The organism is Nocardioides sp. cx-173 (assembly GCF_021117365.1).
In the GTDB taxonomy this organism is placed as follows: Bacteria; Actinomycetota; Actinomycetes; order Propionibacteriales; family Nocardioidaceae; genus Nocardioides.
Map to the genome: position 1 here is coordinate 3145114 of NZ_CP088262.1, position 19642 is coordinate 3164755.

At 70.1% G+C, this 19642-nt stretch carries 19 protein-coding genes and 1 tRNA gene; 11 read left to right on the top strand and 9 right to left on the bottom strand.

What is annotated here, in order from left to right; translation table 11 throughout:
• The first annotated feature begins 29 nt into the window (after positions 1-29).
• The 3 genes from LQ940_RS15285 to LQ940_RS15295 are packed head-to-tail and all read left to right on the top strand — an operon-like array spanning position 30 to position 3440.
• Positions 30-1886, top strand: coding sequence for a GMC family oxidoreductase (locus tag LQ940_RS15285; RefSeq protein WP_231244372.1), 1857 nt, complete (start codon positions 30-32; stop codon positions 1884-1886).
• 4 nt (positions 1887-1890) lie between these two features.
• Entirely contained in the window at positions 1891-2958 is a 1068-nt protein-coding gene (locus LQ940_RS15290; protein WP_231244373.1) for a ferritin-like domain-containing protein, read from the top strand.
• A gap of 2 nt (positions 2959-2960) precedes the next feature.
• Positions 2961-3440 (top strand): hypothetical protein, encoded by a 480-nt coding sequence (locus LQ940_RS15295; protein ID WP_231244374.1) that lies wholly within the window; start codon positions 2961-2963, stop codon positions 3438-3440.
• 42 nt (positions 3441-3482) lie between these two features.
• Here the strand turns inward: LQ940_RS15295 and LQ940_RS15300 are convergent, their stop codons facing one another.
• The 3 genes from LQ940_RS15300 to LQ940_RS15310 all read right to left on the bottom strand — a co-directional run bounded on the left by LQ940_RS15300 (position 3483) and on the right by LQ940_RS15310 (position 6411).
• Positions 3483-4469: an aldo/keto reductase gene (locus tag LQ940_RS15300; RefSeq protein WP_231244375.1), complete on the bottom strand. Its 987-nt coding sequence runs from the start codon at positions 4467-4469 to the stop codon at positions 3483-3485.
• 179 nt (positions 4470-4648) lie between these two features.
• Positions 4649-5416 (bottom strand): ABC transporter permease subunit, encoded by a 768-nt coding sequence (locus tag LQ940_RS15305; protein WP_231244376.1) that lies wholly within the window; start codon positions 5414-5416, stop codon positions 4649-4651.
• Between the two features lie 53 nt (positions 5417-5469).
• The gene (locus LQ940_RS15310) at positions 5470-6411 is read right to left on the bottom strand and encodes an ABC transporter ATP-binding protein (protein ID WP_231244377.1); all 942 of its coding nucleotides are present in this window, start codon (positions 6409-6411) and stop codon (positions 5470-5472) included.
• Between the two features lie 211 nt (positions 6412-6622).
• Between LQ940_RS15310 and LQ940_RS15315 the strand changes: the two genes are divergently transcribed.
• Positions 6623-7813 (top strand): sensor histidine kinase, encoded by a 1191-nt coding sequence (locus LQ940_RS15315; RefSeq protein ID WP_231244378.1) that lies wholly within the window; start codon positions 6623-6625, stop codon positions 7811-7813.
• A complete protein-coding gene (locus LQ940_RS15320) occupies positions 7810-8487 on the top strand; it encodes a response regulator transcription factor (protein WP_231244379.1) in 678 nt (225 codons plus the stop codon). The genes LQ940_RS15315 and LQ940_RS15320 overlap by 4 nt, the downstream gene beginning before the upstream one ends.
• Before the next feature lie 47 nt (positions 8488-8534).
• Here LQ940_RS15320 and LQ940_RS15325 read toward each other — a convergent pair whose 3' ends face one another.
• Positions 8535-9131 (bottom strand): TetR/AcrR family transcriptional regulator, encoded by a 597-nt coding sequence (locus LQ940_RS15325; RefSeq protein ID WP_231244380.1) that lies wholly within the window; start codon positions 9129-9131, stop codon positions 8535-8537.
• A gap of 80 nt (positions 9132-9211) precedes the next feature.
• Between LQ940_RS15325 and LQ940_RS15330 the strand changes: the two genes are divergently transcribed.
• Together LQ940_RS15330 and LQ940_RS15335 are read left to right on the top strand one after the other, a co-directional pair.
• Entirely contained in the window at positions 9212-9991 is a 780-nt protein-coding gene (locus tag LQ940_RS15330) for an SDR family oxidoreductase (RefSeq protein WP_231244381.1), read from the top strand.
• 140 nt (positions 9992-10131) lie between these two features.
• Positions 10132-10875, top strand: coding sequence for a B3/B4 domain-containing protein (locus LQ940_RS15335; protein WP_231244382.1), 744 nt, complete (start codon positions 10132-10134; stop codon positions 10873-10875).
• A 22-nt stretch (positions 10876-10897) separates the two neighbouring features.
• Here the strand turns inward: LQ940_RS15335 and LQ940_RS15340 are convergent, their stop codons facing one another.
• Positions 10898-12799, bottom strand: coding sequence for an FAD-dependent monooxygenase (locus tag LQ940_RS15340; RefSeq protein WP_231244383.1), 1902 nt, complete (start codon positions 12797-12799; stop codon positions 10898-10900).
• A gap of 146 nt (positions 12800-12945) precedes the next feature.
• On the opposite strand from LQ940_RS15340, the gene LQ940_RS21780 reads away from it, so the two are divergent.
• Entirely contained in the window at positions 12946-13821 is an 876-nt protein-coding gene (locus tag LQ940_RS21780; RefSeq protein WP_269214989.1) for a MarR family winged helix-turn-helix transcriptional regulator, read from the top strand.
• Between the two features lie 118 nt (positions 13822-13939).
• Positions 13940-14947 (top strand): DUF389 domain-containing protein, encoded by a 1008-nt coding sequence (locus LQ940_RS15355; RefSeq protein ID WP_231244387.1) that lies wholly within the window; start codon positions 13940-13942, stop codon positions 14945-14947.
• A gap of 32 nt (positions 14948-14979) precedes the next feature.
• Here the strand turns inward: LQ940_RS15355 and LQ940_RS15360 are convergent, their stop codons facing one another.
• The 3 genes from LQ940_RS15360 to LQ940_RS15370 form a co-directional block, all read right to left on the bottom strand.
• The gene (locus LQ940_RS15360) at positions 14980-15408 is read right to left on the bottom strand and encodes a type II toxin-antitoxin system VapC family toxin (protein WP_231244384.1); all 429 of its coding nucleotides are present in this window, start codon (positions 15406-15408) and stop codon (positions 14980-14982) included.
• Complete coding sequence (locus LQ940_RS15365) at positions 15405-15632, bottom strand: FitA-like ribbon-helix-helix domain-containing protein (RefSeq protein ID WP_231244385.1); 228 nt, start codon at positions 15630-15632, stop codon at positions 15405-15407. Before LQ940_RS15365 ends, LQ940_RS15360 begins: the two co-directional genes overlap by 4 nt.
• Positions 15633-16067: 435 nt before the next feature.
• The gene (locus LQ940_RS15370) at positions 16068-16610 is read right to left on the bottom strand and encodes an SRPBCC family protein (RefSeq protein ID WP_231244386.1); all 543 of its coding nucleotides are present in this window, start codon (positions 16608-16610) and stop codon (positions 16068-16070) included.
• Positions 16611-16849: 239 nt separating this feature from the next.
• Between LQ940_RS15370 and LQ940_RS15375 the strand changes: the two genes are divergently transcribed.
• A complete protein-coding gene (locus tag LQ940_RS15375) occupies positions 16850-18073 on the top strand; it encodes an IS481 family transposase (RefSeq protein WP_231245226.1) in 1224 nt (407 codons plus the stop codon).
• A 171-nt stretch (positions 18074-18244) separates the two neighbouring features.
• Positions 18245-19468 (top strand): IS481 family transposase, encoded by a 1224-nt coding sequence (locus tag LQ940_RS15380; RefSeq protein WP_231245226.1) that lies wholly within the window; start codon positions 18245-18247, stop codon positions 19466-19468.
• 61 nt (positions 19469-19529) lie between these two features.
• On the opposite strand, the gene LQ940_RS15385 is transcribed toward LQ940_RS15380, so the two are convergent.
• A tRNA-Met gene (locus tag LQ940_RS15385) sits at positions 19530-19603 on the bottom strand.
• Positions 19604-19642 lie beyond the last annotated feature (39 nt).

The following is a 19642-nucleotide window of genomic DNA, read 5'->3' on the forward strand; positions in this document are numbered from 1 at the left end:
CCTCACTGACCCTCCGGGAGAGTTCGACCATGCCAGCTCAGATCGACCACGCGACCGCTGCGCGCACCGAGTACGACGTACTCGTCGTCGGCTCCGGTGTCAGCGGCGCCATCGTCGCCCGCGCCTCGGCCGAGAAGGGCCTTCGGGTCCTCGTCGTCGAGGCCGGGCCGGGCGACGAGCTCTCGGTGGCCGACTACGAGAGCTACCTGACCCGGTTCTACGGGGCGGCCGCCAAGGACAACAACTCCGCCTACGAGGTCAACCCCAACGCGCCGATGCCGCGCTCTCCCGACGTGCGCCGTCTCCAGCCGGGGCACCCGGACTCCACGGGATACCTGATCCAGAACGGCCCCTACGAGATGGACAGCACCTACACCCGGGTGCTCGGCGGCACGACGATGCACTGGGAGGGCAAGGCGCTGCGCATGCTCCCCGAGGACTTCGAGATGCGCAGCCGCTTCGGGCAGGGCCGGGACTGGCCCCTCGGCTACGACGACCTGGAGCCCTACTACCGCCAGGCCGAGCTCGAGCTCGGCGTCTCCGCGGACGTGGCGGACCAGACCTTCTACGGGATCACGTTCCCCCCGGGCTACGAGTTCCCGATGCACGGCCTGCCGAAGTCCTACCTCGACCAGATCGTCGCCCGCGACCTCGACGGCACCGAGATCACGCTCGGCGACACCACGTGCACGCTCACGGTCCGCCCCACCGCGCAGGCCCGCAACAGCATCCCCAACGCGGCGTACGACGGCGGCAAGGGCTACGTCCCCGTCGGCGCCGTGAGCACCCACCAGGTCGAGGAGGGCGGTCGCTGCCAGGGCAACATCAACTGCGTCCCGCTGTGCCCCGTCCAGGCGAAGTACAACGCGCGCAAGACGCTCGCCTTCGGCCTGCAGACCGGCCGCGTCGACATCCTGAGCCAGACCATCGCCTCGCAGGTGCACGTCGGCGAGGACGGGCTCATCAGCCACATCGACTACCAGGCCTACGGGTCGACGACGTCGCCCGAGCACGTCACCGGGTCGCTGCGGGCCCGCGCCTACGTGCTCGCCGCCAACCCGGTCGAGAACGCCCGGCTGCTGCTGGCCTCGGGCCTGCCCGGCAGCAACGGCCTGGTCGGGCGCAACCTGATGGACCACGCCTACCTGCTCACCTGGGCGCTGCTGCCCGAGATCGCCGGCACCATGCGCGGCTCGCAGTGCACCTCGGGCATCGAGGACCTGCGCGCCGGCGGCTTCCGCAAGGACCACGCCGCGATGCGCGTGAGCATCCACAACGACGGCTGGGCCTGGCCCACGGGCTCGCCGTACACGGACCTGGTCGAGCTGGTCGACGACGCCAACCTGTACGGCGCCGCGCTGCGGCGGGGCGCGGTGGACCGGATCTCGCGCCAGCTGATGCTCTCCTTCATGGTCGAGCTGATGCCGGAGCCCAGCAACCGGATCACTGTCGACAGCCGCTACGTCGACGCGATGGGCAACCTGCGCCCGGTGCTGTCCTACTCGCTGCCGGAGTACACGATGGACGGCGTCGCCGCCTCCCGGCGGATCTCGCGGCGGATCTTCCAGCGCCTGGGTGCCGAGGACCGGACCCACTACGACCCGCTGGATCCCGGCTACGTCGCCTACCAGGGCGAGGGCTTCGTGATCCGCGGCGGCAACCACTGGGCCGGCACCCACATCATGGGCGAGAGCAGCCACGACTCGGTCGTGGACGTGAACCAGCGCTCGTGGGACCACGCGAACCTCTACCTCGTCGGGCCCGGCAGCATGCCGAGCATCGGCACCTCCAACACGACGCTCACGCTGGCGGCCCTGTCGTTCCGGACCGCCGAGAGCATCGCCGCCGAGCTGACCATCCGACCGACCGTCACCATCGGGGGCTGACCAGATGACCCTGCGCCGCATCGCCACCGTCGAGGACCTGCACTCCTACCTGCACATCGCGATGCAGCTGGAGCACGCCACGATCCCGCCGTACCTCACCGCCCTCTACTCGATGCACCCGACGACCAACGCGGACGCCTACCGGGTGATCCGGGTCGTCGCGGTCGAGGAGATGCTCCACCTGACCCTTGCCGCCAACCTGCTCAACGCCGTCGGGGGCGACACCGCCCTCGCCGCCGAGGGGTTCGTGCCGACGTACCCGGCCCACCTGCCCGACGGGGAGACCGACTTCGAGGTCGGCACCCGCGCGTTCTCGAAGGAGACCATCGCGACCTTCCTGCAGATCGAGCGCCCGGCCGTGGCCGAGGGTGAGGGCAGGTTCGTGGCGCGCGACCGCTCGTCGCGCGCCCTGCTGCCGGCCGTCGACGCGCACGAGGACGACCTGCACTTCTACAGCATCGGCGAGTTCTACGCCGAGATCGGCGACGGCATCCGCCGGCTCCACGACGAGATGGGCGACGCGCTGTTCTGCGGCGACCCGGCACGCCAGGTCGGCCCGGAGTACTACTACTCCGGCGGCGGCGCGATCACCAAGGTCACCGACCTGGACTCCGCGGCCGAGGCGATGCGCACGATCAGCGAGCAGGGCGAGGGCCTGGGCGGCGCCATCTTCGACGAGGAGGGCGAGCTGGCGCACTACTACCGCTTCGAGCAGCTGCTCCTCGGTCGCTACTACCAGCCCGGGGACACCGGCGGCAGCCCCACCGGGCCGGAGCTCGCGATCGACTGGGACGCGGTCTACCCGGTCAAGGCCGACGCCCAGCTCGCCGACTACGCCGAGCCCGGCGAGCTGCGCGACGCGGTCCTGGCCTACAGCACGGCGTACGGCGAGTTCCTGGCCTGCCTGGACCAGGCGTTCTCCGGGCGCCCCGACCTGCTGGTCCCGGCGGTTGGCGACATGTTCCACATCAAGGAGCTCGCCTCCCAGATCATGCGCAACCCGATGCCCGGCGAGCCCGGCGTCAACGCGGCCCCGGTCTTCCGTGGCCCCGCTCCTGTGGAGGTGTCCTGACCATGACCGGCGACCACGACGTCCTCGAGGCGTTCCTCGAGCTCTCGGCTACCCTCACCGGCTACTCCCGGTTCCGACTGCGCGGCACCGGGCAGGCCGAGCCCTACCTCGAGACCACCCGTGACGCGAGCGGCGACGGCGTCCTCGCCGACCTGCTCGCCACCTCGGCGGAGGTCCACGCGACCGCCGCCGGTGACGAGGGCGTCCTCGACCGGGGCCTGCGCGCGCGCATCCTCAGCGACGACCGGCTCGGTCCGGTCGCGCGCAACGTCATCAAGATGTGGTTCGTCGGCACCTGGTACCAGCTCCCTCAGGAGTGGCGCGACGCCCACGCCACCCGGGCGCCCGACGCCACCCACGTGGTCTCCCCCGCGTCCTACACCGAGGGCCTGCTGTGGCCGACCATCGGCGCCAACCCGCCTGGTGCCAAGGGGCAGGGCTACGGCACCTGGGCCGCCCCGCCCCGCCTCGACCTGCCCTGAGGATCCGCGAGCCCTGAGACCCGGTGAGCGGGGCCGCGTCGGTCAGCGGTCGATCATCCGCTGCATCGCCTCGGGGTAGCGCTCGCCCACGACCTGCACCCGGGCCGACCCGTCGTCGAGCTCGGCGAGATCGTCGGCGCTGAGGTCCAGCTGCGCCGAGGCGAGGTTCTCCTCGAGCCGCTCGAGGCGCCTTGTGCCGGGGATCGGCACGAGCGACGGCCTCTGGGCGAGCAGCCAGGCCAGCGCCACCTGCCCGGGCGTGGCGTTCGTGCGCTCGGCCACCGCCCGCACCACGTCCACCAGCGCGAGGTTCGCCTGGAGTGCCTCCCGCTCGAAGCGCGGCAGCGTGGCGCGGATGTCCTGCTCGCCGAACCGGGTCTCCGCCGTGACCTGTCCGGTCAGCAGCCCGCGGCCGAGGGGGCTGAACGGCACGAAGCCGATGCCGAGCTCGTCCAGCGTCGGCAGGATCTCCTCCTCGGGCTCGCGCCAGAACAGCGAGTACTCGCTCTGCAGCGCGGTGACCGGCTGCACCGCGTGGGCGCGACGGATCGTCGCGACCCCGGCCTCGGACAGGCCGAAGTGGCGGACCTTGCCCGCCTCGATGAGCTCCTTGACGGTTCCGGCCACCTCCTCGATCGGGACGTCGGGGTCGACCCGGTGCTGGTAGAGCAGGTCGATGGCGTCCGTGCGCAGGCGCCGCAGCGAGCCCTCGACGCCGGCCCTGACGTCGTCCGGTCGGCTGGACACGCGGGCCTCGCCCCGATCGTCGAACGCGAAGCCGAACTTGGTGGCGATGACGACCTGGTCGCGGACCGGCTCGAGTCCCTCGCCCACGAGCTCCTCGTTGTGGAACGGGCCGTAGACCTGGGCGGTGTCGAAGAAGGTGACGCCCCGCTCCACCGCGGCGCGGAGGAAGGCGATCATCTCCGGCCGCGGAGGGGGCGGCCCGAACGACTGGCTCATCCCCATGCACCCGAGGCCCACGGCGGAGACCTCCAGCCCCTGCCCGCCGAGCGTGCGTGCCTGCATGACGTCTCCCTGCGGTCGGTGCGGTCGGTGCGGTCCGTGCGAAGACGACGCTAGGCACCCCTCGGCCCCGTGGGAAGGGCGGGTCTCATGACGAAGGTGGCGACGATCGGCACGGCTCTCAGCCGACTGCCGCCCGCTGCCTCAAGAGGCAACGGGCGGCAGTGGGTGGAACGACGCGGTCATGCAGGCCGACGCACGAACGCGACAGCGGCTCCCAGGAGGGGGACCAGGATCCAGGCCGCGAAGACCGCCGCCCCCATGCCCGGGCTGAGCTGGGAGGTGTCCGGCGCCACCGAGGTGAAGGAGCTCCCGGCCGTGGTCGGCAGGTACTGCAGGAGGTCCTCCCGCACGCTCTCAGGGAGCAGGATGAAGCCCAGGCCGGGGAGGACGAAGATGATCCCGAACAGGGTCGAGATCGCCCCCGCCGTGCTGCGCAGGATGCCGCCCAGAGCCAGCCCCAGCAGCGCCGTGCCCATCAGGAAGGCAGCGGAGCCGATGACGGCCCGCAGGACGCCGGGGTCGCTCAGCGTCGCGGTGTCGACGTCGCCGCTGCCGATCAGGGCTTGGCCGGCGAAGAACGTGACGAAGGCGGTCACTCCGAGCACCGAGAACGTCGCGAGGGCCACGACCGCGACCTTGGCCCAGAGCACGGGGAGCCGGGACGGCACCGCCGTCAGCGTGGTCCGGATCGTCCCGGTGCTGTACTCGCTGGTGATGGCGAGGACACCGAGCACGCCGATGATGAGCTGCGCGACCTGGACCCCGGCGAGGGCTGCCCCGGCGGGGTCGTCCCCGGCGTCCTCCGGCGGGTTCCCGACCACCCCGCCGATCATGGCGGAGAAGATCAGGCCGATGAACAGCAGCGCGCCTGCCGAAGCGGCGAGCGTGACGACGTTGCTCCTCACCGACCGGAGCTTGGTCCACTCCGAGCGCATCACGTTGCTCATGGTGATGCGGCCTGGAGCGGCCGGAACACCTACGGGTGCGGTTGCCTGGGTACTCATCGGACTGTCCTCTCGTCTGCGGGGTGCGCGGTGGTGGTGGTCTCGCCGGCGTACTCGACGGCGTCTCGGGTGAGCTCCATGAACGCCTCTTCGAGAGACGCCTGCTTGCTGCTGAGCTCGTGCACGGGGATGGAGGCCTCGCTGGCTCGGGCGCCGATCTGCTCGGGCGTGAGGCCGATGACGTCGAGGGAGCCGTCCGGCTCCGTCGTCACGGTGACGCCCTCGCCGGTGAGGAGCGGCTGCAGCAGAGCCGCCTGGGGGCTGCGGACCCGGACGCTGCGGATGGACCTGCTCATCAGCTCGGCCACCGGGAGGTCGGCGATGAGCTTCCCGCGGCCCAGGATGACCAGATGCTCCGCGGTCATCGCCATCTCCGTCATCAGGTGCGAGGAGACGAACACCGTCCGGCCCTCGGCGGCGAGGCTGCGGAGCAGCTCGCGGATCCAGCGGATGCCGTCGGGGTCGAGCCCGTTGACCGGCTCGTCCAGCACGACCGTCTGGGGATCTCCGAGCAGGGCGCCGGCGATCCCGAGCCGCTGGCCCATCCCGAGGGAGAATCCCCCGACCCGGTCCTTGGCGACGTCGGCGAGCCCGACCAGCTCGAGCATCTCGTCGACCCGACTCACCGGCAGTCCGTGCGTGTGGGCCTGGGCCAGCAGGTGGTTGCGGGCGGAGCGGCCGGGGTGCCGGGCGCCGGCGTCCAGCAGGACTCCGAGCTCGCGGATCGGCGTGGGGTGGTCGCGGTACGGACGGCCGTTGACGGTGGCGCGTCCGCTGGTCGGGTCCTCGAGACCCACCAGCATCCGCATCGTGGTCGACTTCCCCGCACCGTTGGGCCCCAGGAAGCCGGTGACGACACCGGGCTGCACGGTGACGGTCAGGTCGTCGACGACGGTCTTGGAGCCGTACCGCTTGGTCAGGTGCTGTAGTTCGATCATGGTGTTCTCCTTGTGAGACCGGGGCTTCCGGCGTTGAGAGAAGCCTGCTCGGCGGAGGTGCCTTCCCGCGTCGTGCAGCCGCAGACACCTGTGGCTGCTGCACGCGCAGCAGCGCAGAGGCCGGGCAGCGTCGAGGTACCGCCTCGGCGGTACGCCGGTGTACTGCCGCCGGAGGACGCCACGGACCCGGTGTGATTCGTAGGCTCCGGGTATGACCGTCCTCAGCGACCTGCGCGCACTCCACGAGAGAAACCCTGTGGTGGTTGACGTGCTGGTGGCGGTGGGGCTCATGCCGATGGTGGTGCTCGTCCCCGATCCCGACCGCCCAGGCGGGTCCTCGCTCTCGGGCGCGGCGGCGGTCATCGCGATCCTGACCTGCGCCGGGTTGGCACTACGCCACCGGTGGCCCGGCATCGTCCTGGCGGGCACCACCCTGGGCGCCGCGGTCGTCATCATGCTCGCGGGCGGAGCGTCGTGGATCGTCCTCACCACGATCGTGGCCTTGTACACGTTCGCCGTCCTGCGCGACCGACGCAGCGCCATCCTGGCCTTGGCCGCGTCACTGGCGACGGTGTCGGCCGCGGTCACGCTGGTGACGGGCCCGTGGCCGCTCGACCCCGCAGCCTTCCAGTACATCTCGTCGTTCGCCGTCGCCACCGCCGTCGGAGTGGCGGTCCGGTCTCGTCGCGCCTTCGTCGTGGCGGTCGAGGAGCGCGCGGAGCGGGCCGACCGCATGCGCGAGGAGGAGGCCGCTCGGCGCGTGGCGGAGGAGCGGCTGCGCATCGCGCGCGAGCTCCACGACGTGGTCGCGCACCGCGTCGCGATCGTGAACGTCCAGGCCTCGGTGGCTCGTCATCTCGTGCTCGTCGACCCGCCGGCGGCACTCGCCGCGATCGAGCACGTGCGGGAAGCCGGGCGAGCGATCCTCGATGAGCTGGGTGACGTGTTGAACGTCCTCCGCCAGCCGGACGAAGCGGTGGATCCCCACTCCCCCGCCCCGGGTCTGGACGAGGTGCACCACCTGGTGGCCTCCTTCCAGTCCCTGGGCCTGGCCATCAGGCAGTCTGTGTCCGGCAGTCCCCGCGCTGTCGCTGGCGGAGCAGACCTGGTGGCCTACCGGGTCCTCCAGGAAGCCCTCACGAATGCCCACAAGCACGGAATCGGACAGGCGACCATGACCATCTGCTACGAGCCCACCGAGATCGGACTGGAGGTCACCAACCCCGTCGGCGACGACCACGCAGCCGCCGCAGTCCGCTCCGCTGACGGCGCCGGCTTCGGCCTCATCGGGATGCGTGAGCGCGTCGCCGCGGTTGGCGGGGAGATGACCGCACGCCAGGAGCCCGACGGGCACTTCCGGGTGTCGGTCCGGCTGCCTGACCGAGCGGGGGCGGAGCGATGAGCATCCGGGTGGTCATCGCGGACGACCAGGGGCTCATCCGGGTGGGGTTCAGGTCGCTGATCGACTCCGCGCCGGACATGAGCGTCGTGGGGGAAGCCGCCAACGGGCAGGAGGCGGTCGACCTGGTCCGCAAGACCCGTGCCGACGTCGTGGTGATGGACATCCGCATGCCCGAGCTGGACGGTCTGGGCGCGACGCGCCTGATCTGCGCCGACGAGGATCTGGCCGGCGTGCGGGTGCTCATCCTGACGACCTTCGAGCTCGACGAGTACGTCCTCGAAGCGGTCGAGGCCGGCGCCAGCGGGTTCCTCGGCAAGAGCGTCGATCCCGAGGACCTGATGCAGGCGATCAGGACGCTGGCGGCCGGCGACGCCCTGCTCTCCCCCAAGGCGACGCGAGCGCTGATCAGCCGCTACGCCAGGCCCGTCGCGGCCGAGTCTCCCGGCGCCGTCGACTCGACGCTCCTGCCCGGGCTGACCGAGAGGGAGCGCGAGGTGGTCGCCCTGGTGGCCCACGGCCTGACCAACGACGACATCGCCGAGCGCCTCTTCGTGTCGCCGCTGACCGCCAAGACCCATGTGAACCGCGCGATGATGAAGGTGGGCGCCCGCGATCGAGCGCAGCTGGTGGTCGCCGCCTACCAGAGCGGACTCATCCGGCCCGGGGCCCAGTAGGCCAGGACCAGCTCGACGTCACCTCGGGCGCACGCCCCGGCACAGCTTCATCCGCTTCGCGAGGTCGGGTGGCGAGCGAAGCTGTCCACTGCGGTGGTGGCGATGCGTTGCAGGGTTGCCGGGTCCACGCCTGCCTTGGCGAGCGCCTCGAGTCCCCGATGCGTCGCCACGATCAGTCCGCCGAGCACGGCCGCGTCCGCATCGGCGTCGATGTGCCCGGCGGCCTGAGCCTGCTCGACAAGCTGCCGACAGCTGGCGAACAGCGACTCGAACGCAGCGTGCGAGCGGGCGGCGATGGCGTCGTTCTCCCACGCCAGCTCGGCGGTGCCCCTGGCCAGCAGGCAGCCCCGGCGGTTGGGCCCGGCCACCGGCGCAGCGAGCCACGCGCGGATCCGATCGAGTGCCTCGTTCTCGGGGCCCTGGACCAGAGCCGCCGCGCCTTCCTCGGCGGCCGTGCAGTACTCGTCGAAGACCCGCTGGAACAAGGCCTCCTTGTCGCCGAACGCTCCGTAGAGGCTGCCCTTGCTGAGTCCCGTAGCGCGGGAGAGATCGTCGACGGAGGTGCCGTGGTAGCCGGTCTCGTTGAACTGCCGCCGCGCGGCTTCGATGACGGTCTGCTCGTCGAACTTCCGGGGCCGCGCCATACCCCGAGTGTACGCCAGTTCTGAACTTTCGGTCGAGAACTTCTGGACGATCGGTCCATAACCTGCCTATAGTGGACCGCATGTTCAGAACCCCTCGCCCAGCAGACCACACCGAGCTCGCCGGCAAGCGCGCCCTCGTCACCGGAGGCTCCCGCGGGATCGGCGCCGCGATCGTCCAGCGCCTGCTCGACGGCGGCGCGAGCGTCGTCACGACGGCGCGCACCGTGACCGACGAGACGCCGAGCGGCGCAACCTTCATCCCAGGCGACCTCAGCACCCTCGCCGGCGCGCAGGAGCTCGCCGCAAACGCACTCGACCGGCTCGGCGGCGTCGACATCGTCGTCAACAACGCGGGGGCCGCCCGGACCCACCTCGGCGGTATTTCCGCCATCCCCGACGAGGAATGGCTCGACGCCCTGGACCTCAACTACCTCTCCGCCATCCGGGTCACGCACGCACTGCTGCCGGCGCTGCGGGAGGCCGGCGCGGGCAGCGCGATCGTCAACATCTCCTCGGTGGCGGCGCTCATGCCGGTGCCGCCACTGGCCCACTACAGCGCCGCCAAGGCTGCGCTCAACGCCTACAGCAAGGCGCTGGCCACCGAGCTCGCTCCCGCCGGGATCCGCGTCGCCACGATCATGCCGGGCCACGTGCTCACCCCCGGTGCCGACGCGATCAACCAGACGTTCGCCGACGCGATGGGCGTCTCCTTGGCCGACATCACGGCCGACGTTCCCCTGGGTCGCCCCGGGGATCCGCGCGACATCGCCGAGACCGTCGCCTACCTCGTATCGGACCGTGCGCAGTGGGTGACCGGAGTGACCCTGACCATCGACGGCGGCCAGCTCCCGGTCATCTAGCCGGCGGGTCGGACCCCATCCCGCGGCAGCGGTCGTAGTTGCACCGGTGGGGCACGATGCACTGATGGACACCAGTGCGAGCCGGCTTCCGTCCGCCATCGACCCCGGCGTGGGTCCGGGCCCGAGGACGGAGGCCGGCCATGACTGACCTGGAGGCGTTCCTCTCCGGCGCGCGTGTCGACGACGCCGTGGCCGCCCTGCGTCCGGACTACCGTGCGCTCCTCATCGCCGTCGACGGGCTGCCACCGTCCTCCAGCGACGCGACCGGCCGGACGGCGGAAGGCCTGCTGGTCCGCGCCGAGGAGTCGGCTGCCGAGCTGCTCTCCACCATGGCGGTGGAGGAGACGCCGCATGTCGCCGCCTGGCGTGAGGCGTACCGGCAGTTCGGTGCGAAGCCGCAACGCACCCGCAACAGCCTCGAGGCCCTGCTGCGCCGCGCCGTCGGCGGCTCGGGGCTGCCGCGGGTGAACCCGCTCACCGACATCTACAACGCCGTCAGCGTCATCCACCAGGTCCCCCTCGGCGGGGAGGACCTGACCGCCTACGTCGGTGCCCCGCGCCTGCTGCGCGCGGCGGGCACGGAGGCCTTCGACGTCGTCGCGGACGGGCAGCCGGTGGTGGAGCACCCCGAGCCGGGTGAGGTGGTGTGGTGCGACGACGCCGGCGTCACCTGCCGTCGCTGGAACTGGAGGCAAGGGCGTCGCACCCAGCTCAGGCCGGACACCACGGCCGCGCTGTTCATCCTCGACGCCCTCGCCCCCATGACCGACGCCGCCCTCACTGCCGCCGGGGACGAGCTCGTCACCCAGTTGAGCGGGCTCGGCCCCGGCGTGCGCGTCGCGACTCGCCTGCTTCGCGCGACCAGCACCACCGCTCAGGGCTGACCCGTCAGCCCTGAGCCGCGGCCTACGACACGGGCGTCATGAACCGGGCGAAGTACGCCGCGATCTCGTCGTACGCGTCGAGCGGCAGCACGTGGGCGACGTACTGGTCCGGGCGCACGATGACCAGGGCGCCGCTGCGGTCGATCTCCCGCAGGTCGAAGATGTCCTCGTTCTCGAGGTCGGGCGTGAAGACCTTCTCGTAGTCCTTGAGGCCGAGGGCGCCCTTGGTCGGCAGGAAGATCCTCGGCACGTCCTCGACGTCGAAGTCCTGGAAGCCCTGCTGGTAGACCGCGTGCGCGTCGAACACCGCGTCGATGTCCGCGCCCTGCGGGGTGTACTTGACCACCGGCGACTCGGGGTCGGTCATCAGCCACTCGCCGAGCGCACCGAGCTTGGACTCGGCCGACGTGGCGGGCGCCTGGTCGGCGAAGGCGAAGAGGCGCCAGCGGGCGTCGGCCTTGTGCACGTGGCCGAGGTGGTAAGGCTTGGCGTCGGCCAGGCGGACCACCGGCGCGGAGTGGAAGCGGTAGCCGATCGGGTAGCCGTTGGCGAGCTTCTGGTGGGCGTCGTCGCCGATCAGGGTGGACCCGATCGGGTAGTGCGTCGCCACGCCGGCGGTGTAGCGCCCCGCCTGCTGGAAGATCTCCTTGACCCCGGCCAGGTCGGGGCGCCCCTCCTTCTCGTCCATGGTCTCGGGTCGCTTGCCCCCCATCGCGGCAGCGAAGTAGCGGTCGAACTCGATGAGCTCCTTGGCGACCGGGCGCCGCTCCTCGTTGTAGGTGTCGAGCAGGCTCTGCGGGCTGCGGCCGAGCAGCACGGAGACGAGCTTCCAGCCGAGGTTGAAGGTGTCCTGCATCGAGACGTTCATGCCCTGGCCGGCCTTGGCGCTGTGCGTGTGGCTGGCGTCGCCGGCGATGAAGACGCGCGGGGAACGGCTACCGCGCTCGTCCTCGGGCACGTCGTCCATGCGGTCGGTCAGGCGCTGCGCCACCTCGTAGATCGACCACCACGGGATCTCCTTCGGCTCGAAGGTGTAGGGGGTGAAGTACTTCTGCGCGGCCTCGACGATCATCTCCTTGGTCGCCGTGGTGCGGAAGGTCTGGTCGCCCGGCTCGATCGGGCCGAGGTCGACGTACAGGCGCGAGAGGAAGCCGCCCTCGCGCGGGATGATGCCGATGCCGCCGGCACCGTCGGTGCGGATGATCGCCTTGTGCCGGATGTCGGGGAAGTCGGTGACGGCCAGGACGTCGAGCACGCCGTAGGCGTGGTTCATCGAGTCGCCCTTGAGCTCCAGGCCCAGCCCGCGGCGGATGGAGCTGCGCGCGCCGTCGCAGCCCACGACGTAGCGGGCCTTGATGACCAGGTCCGGCTCGGACTCCGCCATGCCGGCCCGGCGCACCTTCACCTCGAGGGGCTGGTCGTGGTCGGCGGGCACCTCGATGCCGACGACCTCCATGCCGTACTCGCACTGGAGCCGGCTCGGCGAGGCGGCTGCGCGGTCGACGAGGTACTGCTGCAGGCGGGCCTGGTTGACGATGACATGGGGGAACTCCGACAGGCCGGCCTCGGTGTCGGGCACGCGGCCGGTGCGGTGGATGTCGCCCTTCTCGTCCGGACCCCAGAAGACGGTCTCGGTGATCTGGTAGGCCTCGCGCAGCAGCTTGTGGGCGAGGTCGAAGGCGTTGAACATCTCGACCGTGCGGCAGGCGACACCGTCGGCCTGGCCGAGCGTCATCGGGGTCTCGCGCCGCTCGATGAAGCGGGTCGAGATCTCCGGGAAGTCGGCGAGCTGGGCCGCCAGGATCGACCCGGCCGGGCCGGAGCCGACCACGAGGACGTCGACGACGTCCGTGTCGTGTGCGATCTGCGCATCGGGCTTCAGGTCGGGGTCACCGTGGTGGAAGCCGTTGAGGTGGATCTGCATGTCGAGCACCGCCTGCGTGATTAGTTTGTGTGCATACTAGTTTTCGCGAGACTATGCGTCTCCCACCAGCCCGACAACACCAAGCCTCACTCAGCGGGGTTTGGGCGCCGGAGTTGCAGACGATCATCGGACGGAGGCTCGGCGCCATGACGAACGAGCGGACGCTCGGCCAGCTGCTGCACCGCTGCCACCAGGTCAACACCGCCATCTGGACCAGGACCTTCGGACCCACGCTGACCGCGCCCCAGTACGCCGTCCTCTCGGTGGTCGCGGAGTCGGAGACCCACGACATGCAGACCGTCGCCACCATCGGGGCGCTCGACAAGGCCACGATGACCGGCGTCGTGCGACGGCTCGAGGCCGGAGGCTGGATCCGCCGCGCCCGGCACCCCGATGACGGGCGGCGCCAGACGCTCGCCCTCACGCCCTCGGCGGAGCTCGTCCTGAGTCAGACGCTGGACCTGGTCGCGGCCGCGCGGGAGGAGCTGCTGGCTCCGGTGCCGACCGAGGACCACGCCCGAGCGACCGAAGGCCTGCGCAGGCTCGCCCGGGCCGACGAGGTGCCGCCGCACCTGACCCCCGACGTGGAGCCGGCCTGGGCCAAGGTGGGGAGCTCCCCCGGTCACCTCATCCGCAGGGCCCAGCAGGTGCACACCTCGCAGTGGTCGGCGGAGTTCGGCCAGGAGCTCACGGCTCCTCAGTACGCGGTGCTGCGGACGCTGAGCACGGCGGGCGAGAGCAGGCAGACCCGGCTCGTCGAGCTGATCGCGCTGGACAAGGCGACGCTGTCCGGCGTCATCGACAGGCTGGCGCGCCGGGGCCTGGTGGTGAGCAGGCCGGACCCGGCCGACCGACGAAGCCGCCTCGTGGCGCTCACGGACGCCGGACGCGCCCTGAACGAGGCGGCCCTCCCCCGAGCAGAGCGAGTGCAGGCACAGACCACGGCGCCGGTGCCGCCGGCCGAGCGCGCGTGGCTCGACCACGTCCTCGAGCTGCTCGCCTTCCGGGGCGAGGCGTCATAGCCACCCCTTTGCGGCGGAAGACCCACTGTCCGCAGGGGCGACAAGATGTCGTCAAGAGTCGCCGACAACGCAGGCTGCGCGTGCGGAACTGCCCTAGCATCGCGGGCGTGAGGTGCCCATGTTGAACCTGCGGATCTCATCGCCGACGAACCTCACTGCCGCCGTCTTGGCGACCCTCTCCTCCGACCCAGCGGTCAGCGAGCTCGCCTCGATCCCGGGCGCGTCCCTGCGCCCTCAAGGCGATCTCATCCTCGCGAGCGTCGCGCGCGAAGCAGCCAACGACCTCATCGACCGGCTCCGGGAGCTCGGCGTACAGCACGAAGGCAGCATCCAGATCGCCCCAGCAGGCGCTTGGATGTCCAGCCGGGCCCTGTCCGCTCAACAACTTGCCCCCGGCAGCGGTGCGGACTCCGTCGTCTGGGCCGACGTCACGCAGCAGGCCTACGAGGACTCCGAGCCCAACTGGACCTTCCTCAGCCTGATCAGCCTGGCCACCCTGATCGCCGGAATCGCGATCATCCTCGACTCCCAGATCCTCGTCATCGGCGCGATGGTCATCGGACCGGAGTTCGGCGCCATCGCTGCTCTCGGCGTGGCCCTCGTCCGCCGCCGGCACGGACTCCTCGGTCAGGCCCTTCGAGCGCTGGCGCTGGGATTCGCGGTCGGCATCGCCGTCACCACGCTCGCCGCTCTCGCCGCTCGCGGCCTCGGCTGGGTCAGCGTCGCGGACGTGACGGCCATCCGGCCTGCCACCGGCTTCATCTACACGCCCGACCGGTGGTCCTTCATCGTCGCGCTCATTGCCGCCGCCGCCGGGGTCCTCGCCCTCACCTCTGCTCGGGTGGGTGGACTGTCAGGCGTCTTCATCTCCGTCACCACGATTCCCGCAGCAGCCAACATCGCCCTGGGCATCGCCTTCGGTGTCCCGGAGGAGATCTGGGGCAGTGTGCAGCAACTGCTGCTCAACGTCGCGGGCATGGCCATCGCCGGCTGGGCGACGTTGCTTCTCCAGCAGGTCGTCTGGGGGCGCGTATCCACGGGCCGCTCACGACTCGCCACCCGGCTCCGCACCCGCGCCCGTGGTCGACGTGCATCATCCTCGACACCGGGGGCGAGCGGCCCGTGAGGTTGTCCGGTCAGGTCTTGCCCGATCGGGTGTCAGCCCTCGGGTGTGGGCGTGTCCCACGGATCATGGACCGGCACCCCGAGGGGCTCGAAGTGTCGGACGTTGCGCGTCACCACCGTCATTCCAGCAGACTCCGCAACCGCCGCGATGAGAGCGTCGTCGAACGGCGCGTGCTCGGGAACCCGATAGCCAGCAAGGATTCGCGCCGCTGGCAAGTCGAACGGGAGCACCCGGTCCGCGAACGCGGGCAGCACGTTGTCCTCGAACCAACGTCGAAGAAGCACTCCCTGCCTTGCGTCGGTACGTTCCTTCGCGACCACGCTGCGCTCGATCTCCGCGACGGTCAACGCCGAGACGAACTGGTCGCCAACCGGCACCGACGTAGCCCACGCCTCCACCGCGAGGTTCCGACCGCGGACCCGCAGCGCGGACACCACGTTGGTGTCCAGCAGGTACCTCACAGGTGCGCTGATCGAGCCGTCAGCCCCAGCCGCTCGGGCTCGAACTCAATGTCAGCGCCCTCGTCCGTGCCCAGCAGATCGACGATCGTGACAGGCTCGTCACTGAGTGCCTTCGTCAGCGCGTCGCGCGCCTCGGCCTCCACCGACCGGTGGCTCTGCTTGGCACGCTTGCGCAGCGCCGCCTTGGTCCCAACGGGAAGGTTGCGGATCAGAATCTGCTCCATCACTCACCTCCGATATCGATACAACGATATCACGGCTGGCGGAAGCCACGTCTCTTCAGCTTCGGCGCCAACGGTGCTCCAACGGCGTTGAGGCTCGGTGGGTTCACCGGGAGGAGCCTGCGCAGGCATTCGCCACGAGGTCGGTCCCGATGCCTTCCTCGGCGAAGGCGGCGCGCATGCTGTCGAGCGGGCGCCTCCCCGCGCGAGTGGCGGCGCGCCCCCGCCTCCACCTTCGACGACCCCACCGATGCAGTGGTGGCGCGGGTCCACTGACCGCGAGGCCCGCCATCGGCTGCGACGTCGGCCTGCGAGTGGCGGGGCAGGACCAGGAACCGCGATTCACTTGAGCTCCTAGTCCGCGCGCGACTCTGACGGAGCCGGGGCAATGCGACGCGAGGGCCCAGCGCGTGCGCGTCCGAAAGACGCAGTGGACGGTCAACGGATTGCGAAATACCGCCGCAAGCGTCGTTGTCGATGCCTGAAGAAGGGATCGATCACCCGTGCGAGGACTGCGGCGAGGCCTGGAACAGGCACCCGAGGCTGGAAGGTGACCCGATCATGAACCCGGGTGCCGCCAGGGACCGGCGTCAACCGCCGCTCGTGCTCCCAACTGCGCATGCTCAACATCGTGGAGCGCTCGAGGAATCGGACGCCCACCTCGACCTCGACAACCGTCAGATGATCGAAGTCGAAGGGGATGAAACCGAACAATCGGAGCCACGCGCGACCGATCGGCTGCCCCAACGGCACGGTGTCCACTGTCAATCCGACCGCTCGACGCGGCATCTTCATCGTCATCCAGGGCCGCATCTCGTAGTTGATGCCGTCGGGTTGAACCACGCGCTCCCATACCGCAGACGGGGAAGCAGGCACTTCTATCTGGTTCTCAACAGTCTTGGTCGGTATGGCCGTTCCCTCCTCGAGCAGGGCCGCCGCATCTTCACACAAGCTTGTCGGCAGCGATTGGGCACGCACCATCCGCGGCGCGTGAGCCTGTCGCAATCCTGACGCGGGGCTTCTGGGTCCCAAACCGCGGCACAAGCCGGAATGGCTCAAATACCAAGCGGCCCCTGCCCTGCGTTTCCGCAGATCAGGGGCCACTTTCTTGTAGCGGGGGCAGTGTTCTGGTTCAGGACATCGGCGACACAGGTCTCAAGACATAGGCGACACCTGTCTCGGGTCATTGGCGACAGCTTCAGGAGGCTCGATGCTCGGCCATGTCGCAGCCCACGTCGAAGGCCCGCCTGGTCATCACCGCTCTGTTCGTCGACAACCAGACCCCTGCCGAGGTCGCCGCCCGCTACGGCGTGCATCGCGCCTGGGTCTACAAGCTCAAGGCCCGCTACGAAGCCGAGGGCGACACCGCACTGGAACCCCGCTCCCGGCGCCCCAAGACCTCCCCCAACGCCCTCGCAGCCGAGCTGGTCGACCTGATCGCCCGGATCCGCAAGGAGCTGACCGAGGCCGGCCTGGACGCCGGACCCGAAACCATCGCCTGGCACCTCGAGCACCAGCACGGACACCGGGTGTCCAGGTCGACCATCAGCCGTCACCTCACCGCGGCCGGACTGGTCACCCCCGAGCCCAAGAAGCGACCCAAGTCCTCCTACATCCGCTTCCAGGCCGCGATGCCAAACGAGACCTGGCAGTCCGACTTCACCCACTACCGGCTCACCCGTCCCGACGCCCGCCCCGGCGCGGACGCGGAGATCATCACCTGGCTCGACGACTGCACCCGCTACGCGCTGCACGTGAGCGCACACCCGCGGATCACCACCCCGATCGTGGTCACAACCTTCCGCGAAGCCCTCGCCCGGCACGGGATCCCCGCGTCCACGCTCACTGACAACGGCATGGTCTACACCGTCAGATTCGCCGGAGGACGCGGCGGCCGCAACAGCTTCGAAGACGAGCTACGACGACGTCACGTCGTCCAGAAGAACTCCCGCCCCGGCCACCCCACCACCTGCGGCAAAGCCGAGCGGTTCCAGCAGACGATGAAGAAGTGGCTGCGCGCCCAGCCCGCCCAGCCGACCACGATCGTCGAGCTGCAGGCACTCCTGGACCTCTTCCTCGACCAGTACAACCACCAGCGACCACACCGCTCGCTGCCCCACCGGGCGACCCCGGCAACGCTCTACGACTCGATGCCCAAAGCCCTGCCGGGTCCGGCCACCGACCCCGAGACCCACGAGCGGGTTCGACACGACCGCGTCGACAAAGCCGGCTCGGTCACGCTGCGCCACAACAGCCGTCTGCACCACATCGGCGTCGGCCGAACCCACGCCGGAACCTGCGTCATCCTGCTCGTCCAGGACCTCCAGATCAGGATCCTCAACGCGGCCACCGGCGAGCTCCTACGAGAACTGATCCTCGACCCGAGCCGCGACTACCAGCCCACCGGAGCACCCAAAGGCCCCACCCGGCGAACCCCGAAATAAACAACACCCGGACCTGCGTTCGCAGGTCCGGGTGTCGCCGATGTCCTGAGACATCACACTTGTAGCGGGGGCAGTGTTCTGGTTCAGGACATCGGCGACACATGTCTCAAGACATAGGCGACACCTGTCTCGGGTCATTGGCGACAGCTTCAGGAGGCTCGATGCTCGGCCATGTCGCAGCCCACGTCGAAGGCCCGCCTGGTCATCACCGCTCTGTTCGTCGACAACCAGACCCCTGCCGAGGTCGCCGCCCGCTACGGCGTGCATCGCGCCTGGGTCTACAAGCTCAAGGCCCGCTACGAAGCCGAGGGCGACACCGCACTGGAACCCCGCTCCCGGCGCCCCAAGACCTCCCCCAACGCCCTCGCAGCCGAGCTGGTCGACCTGATCGCCCGGATCCGCAAGGAGCTGACCGAGGCCGGCCTGGACGCCGGACCCGAAACCATCGCCTGGCACCTCGAGCACCAGCACGGACACCGGGTGTCCAGGTCGACCATCAGCCGTCACCTCACCGCGGCCGGACTGGTCACCCCCGAGCCCAAGAAGCGACCCAAGTCCTCCTACATCCGCTTCCAGGCCGCGATGCCAAACGAGACCTGGCAGTCCGACTTCACCCACTACCGGCTCACCCGTCCCGACGCCCGCCCCGGCGCGGACGCGGAGATCATCACCTGGCTCGACGACTGCACCCGCTACGCGCTGCACGTGAGCGCACACCCGCGGATCACCACCCCGATCGTGGTCACAACCTTCCGCGAAGCCCTCGCCCGGCACGGGATCCCCGCGTCCACGCTCACTGACAACGGCATGGTCTACACCGTCAGATTCGCCGGAGGACGCGGCGGCCGCAACAGCTTCGAAGACGAGCTACGACGACGTCACGTCGTCCAGAAGAACTCCCGCCCCGGCCACCCCACCACCTGCGGCAAAGCCGAGCGGTTCCAGCAGACGATGAAGAAGTGGCTGCGCGCCCAGCCCGCCCAGCCGACCACGATCGTCGAGCTGCAGGCACTCCTGGACCTCTTCCTCGACCAGTACAACCACCAGCGACCACACCGCTCGCTGCCCCACCGGGCGACCCCGGCAACGCTCTACGACTCGATGCCCAAAGCCCTGCCGGGTCCGGCCACCGACCCCGAGACCCACGAGCGGGTTCGACACGACCGCGTCGACAAAGCCGGCTCGGTCACGCTGCGCCACAACAGCCGTCTGCACCACATCGGCGTCGGCCGAACCCACGCCGGAACCTGCGTCATCCTGCTCGTCCAGGACCTCCAGATCAGGATCCTCAACGCGGCCACCGGCGAGCTCCTACGAGAACTGATCCTCGACCCGAGCCGCGACTACCAGCCCACCGGAGCACCCAAAGGCCCCACCCGGCGAACCCCGAAATAAACAACACCCGGACCTGCGTTCGCAGGTCCGGGTGTCGCCGATGTCCTGAGACATCACATTGTAGCGGGGGCAGGATTTGAACCTGCGACCTCTGGGTTATGAGCCCAGCGAGCTACCGAGCTGCTCCACCCCGCGTCGGTAAGAAGAACGTTACCGGACGGGGTCAGCGGCTCC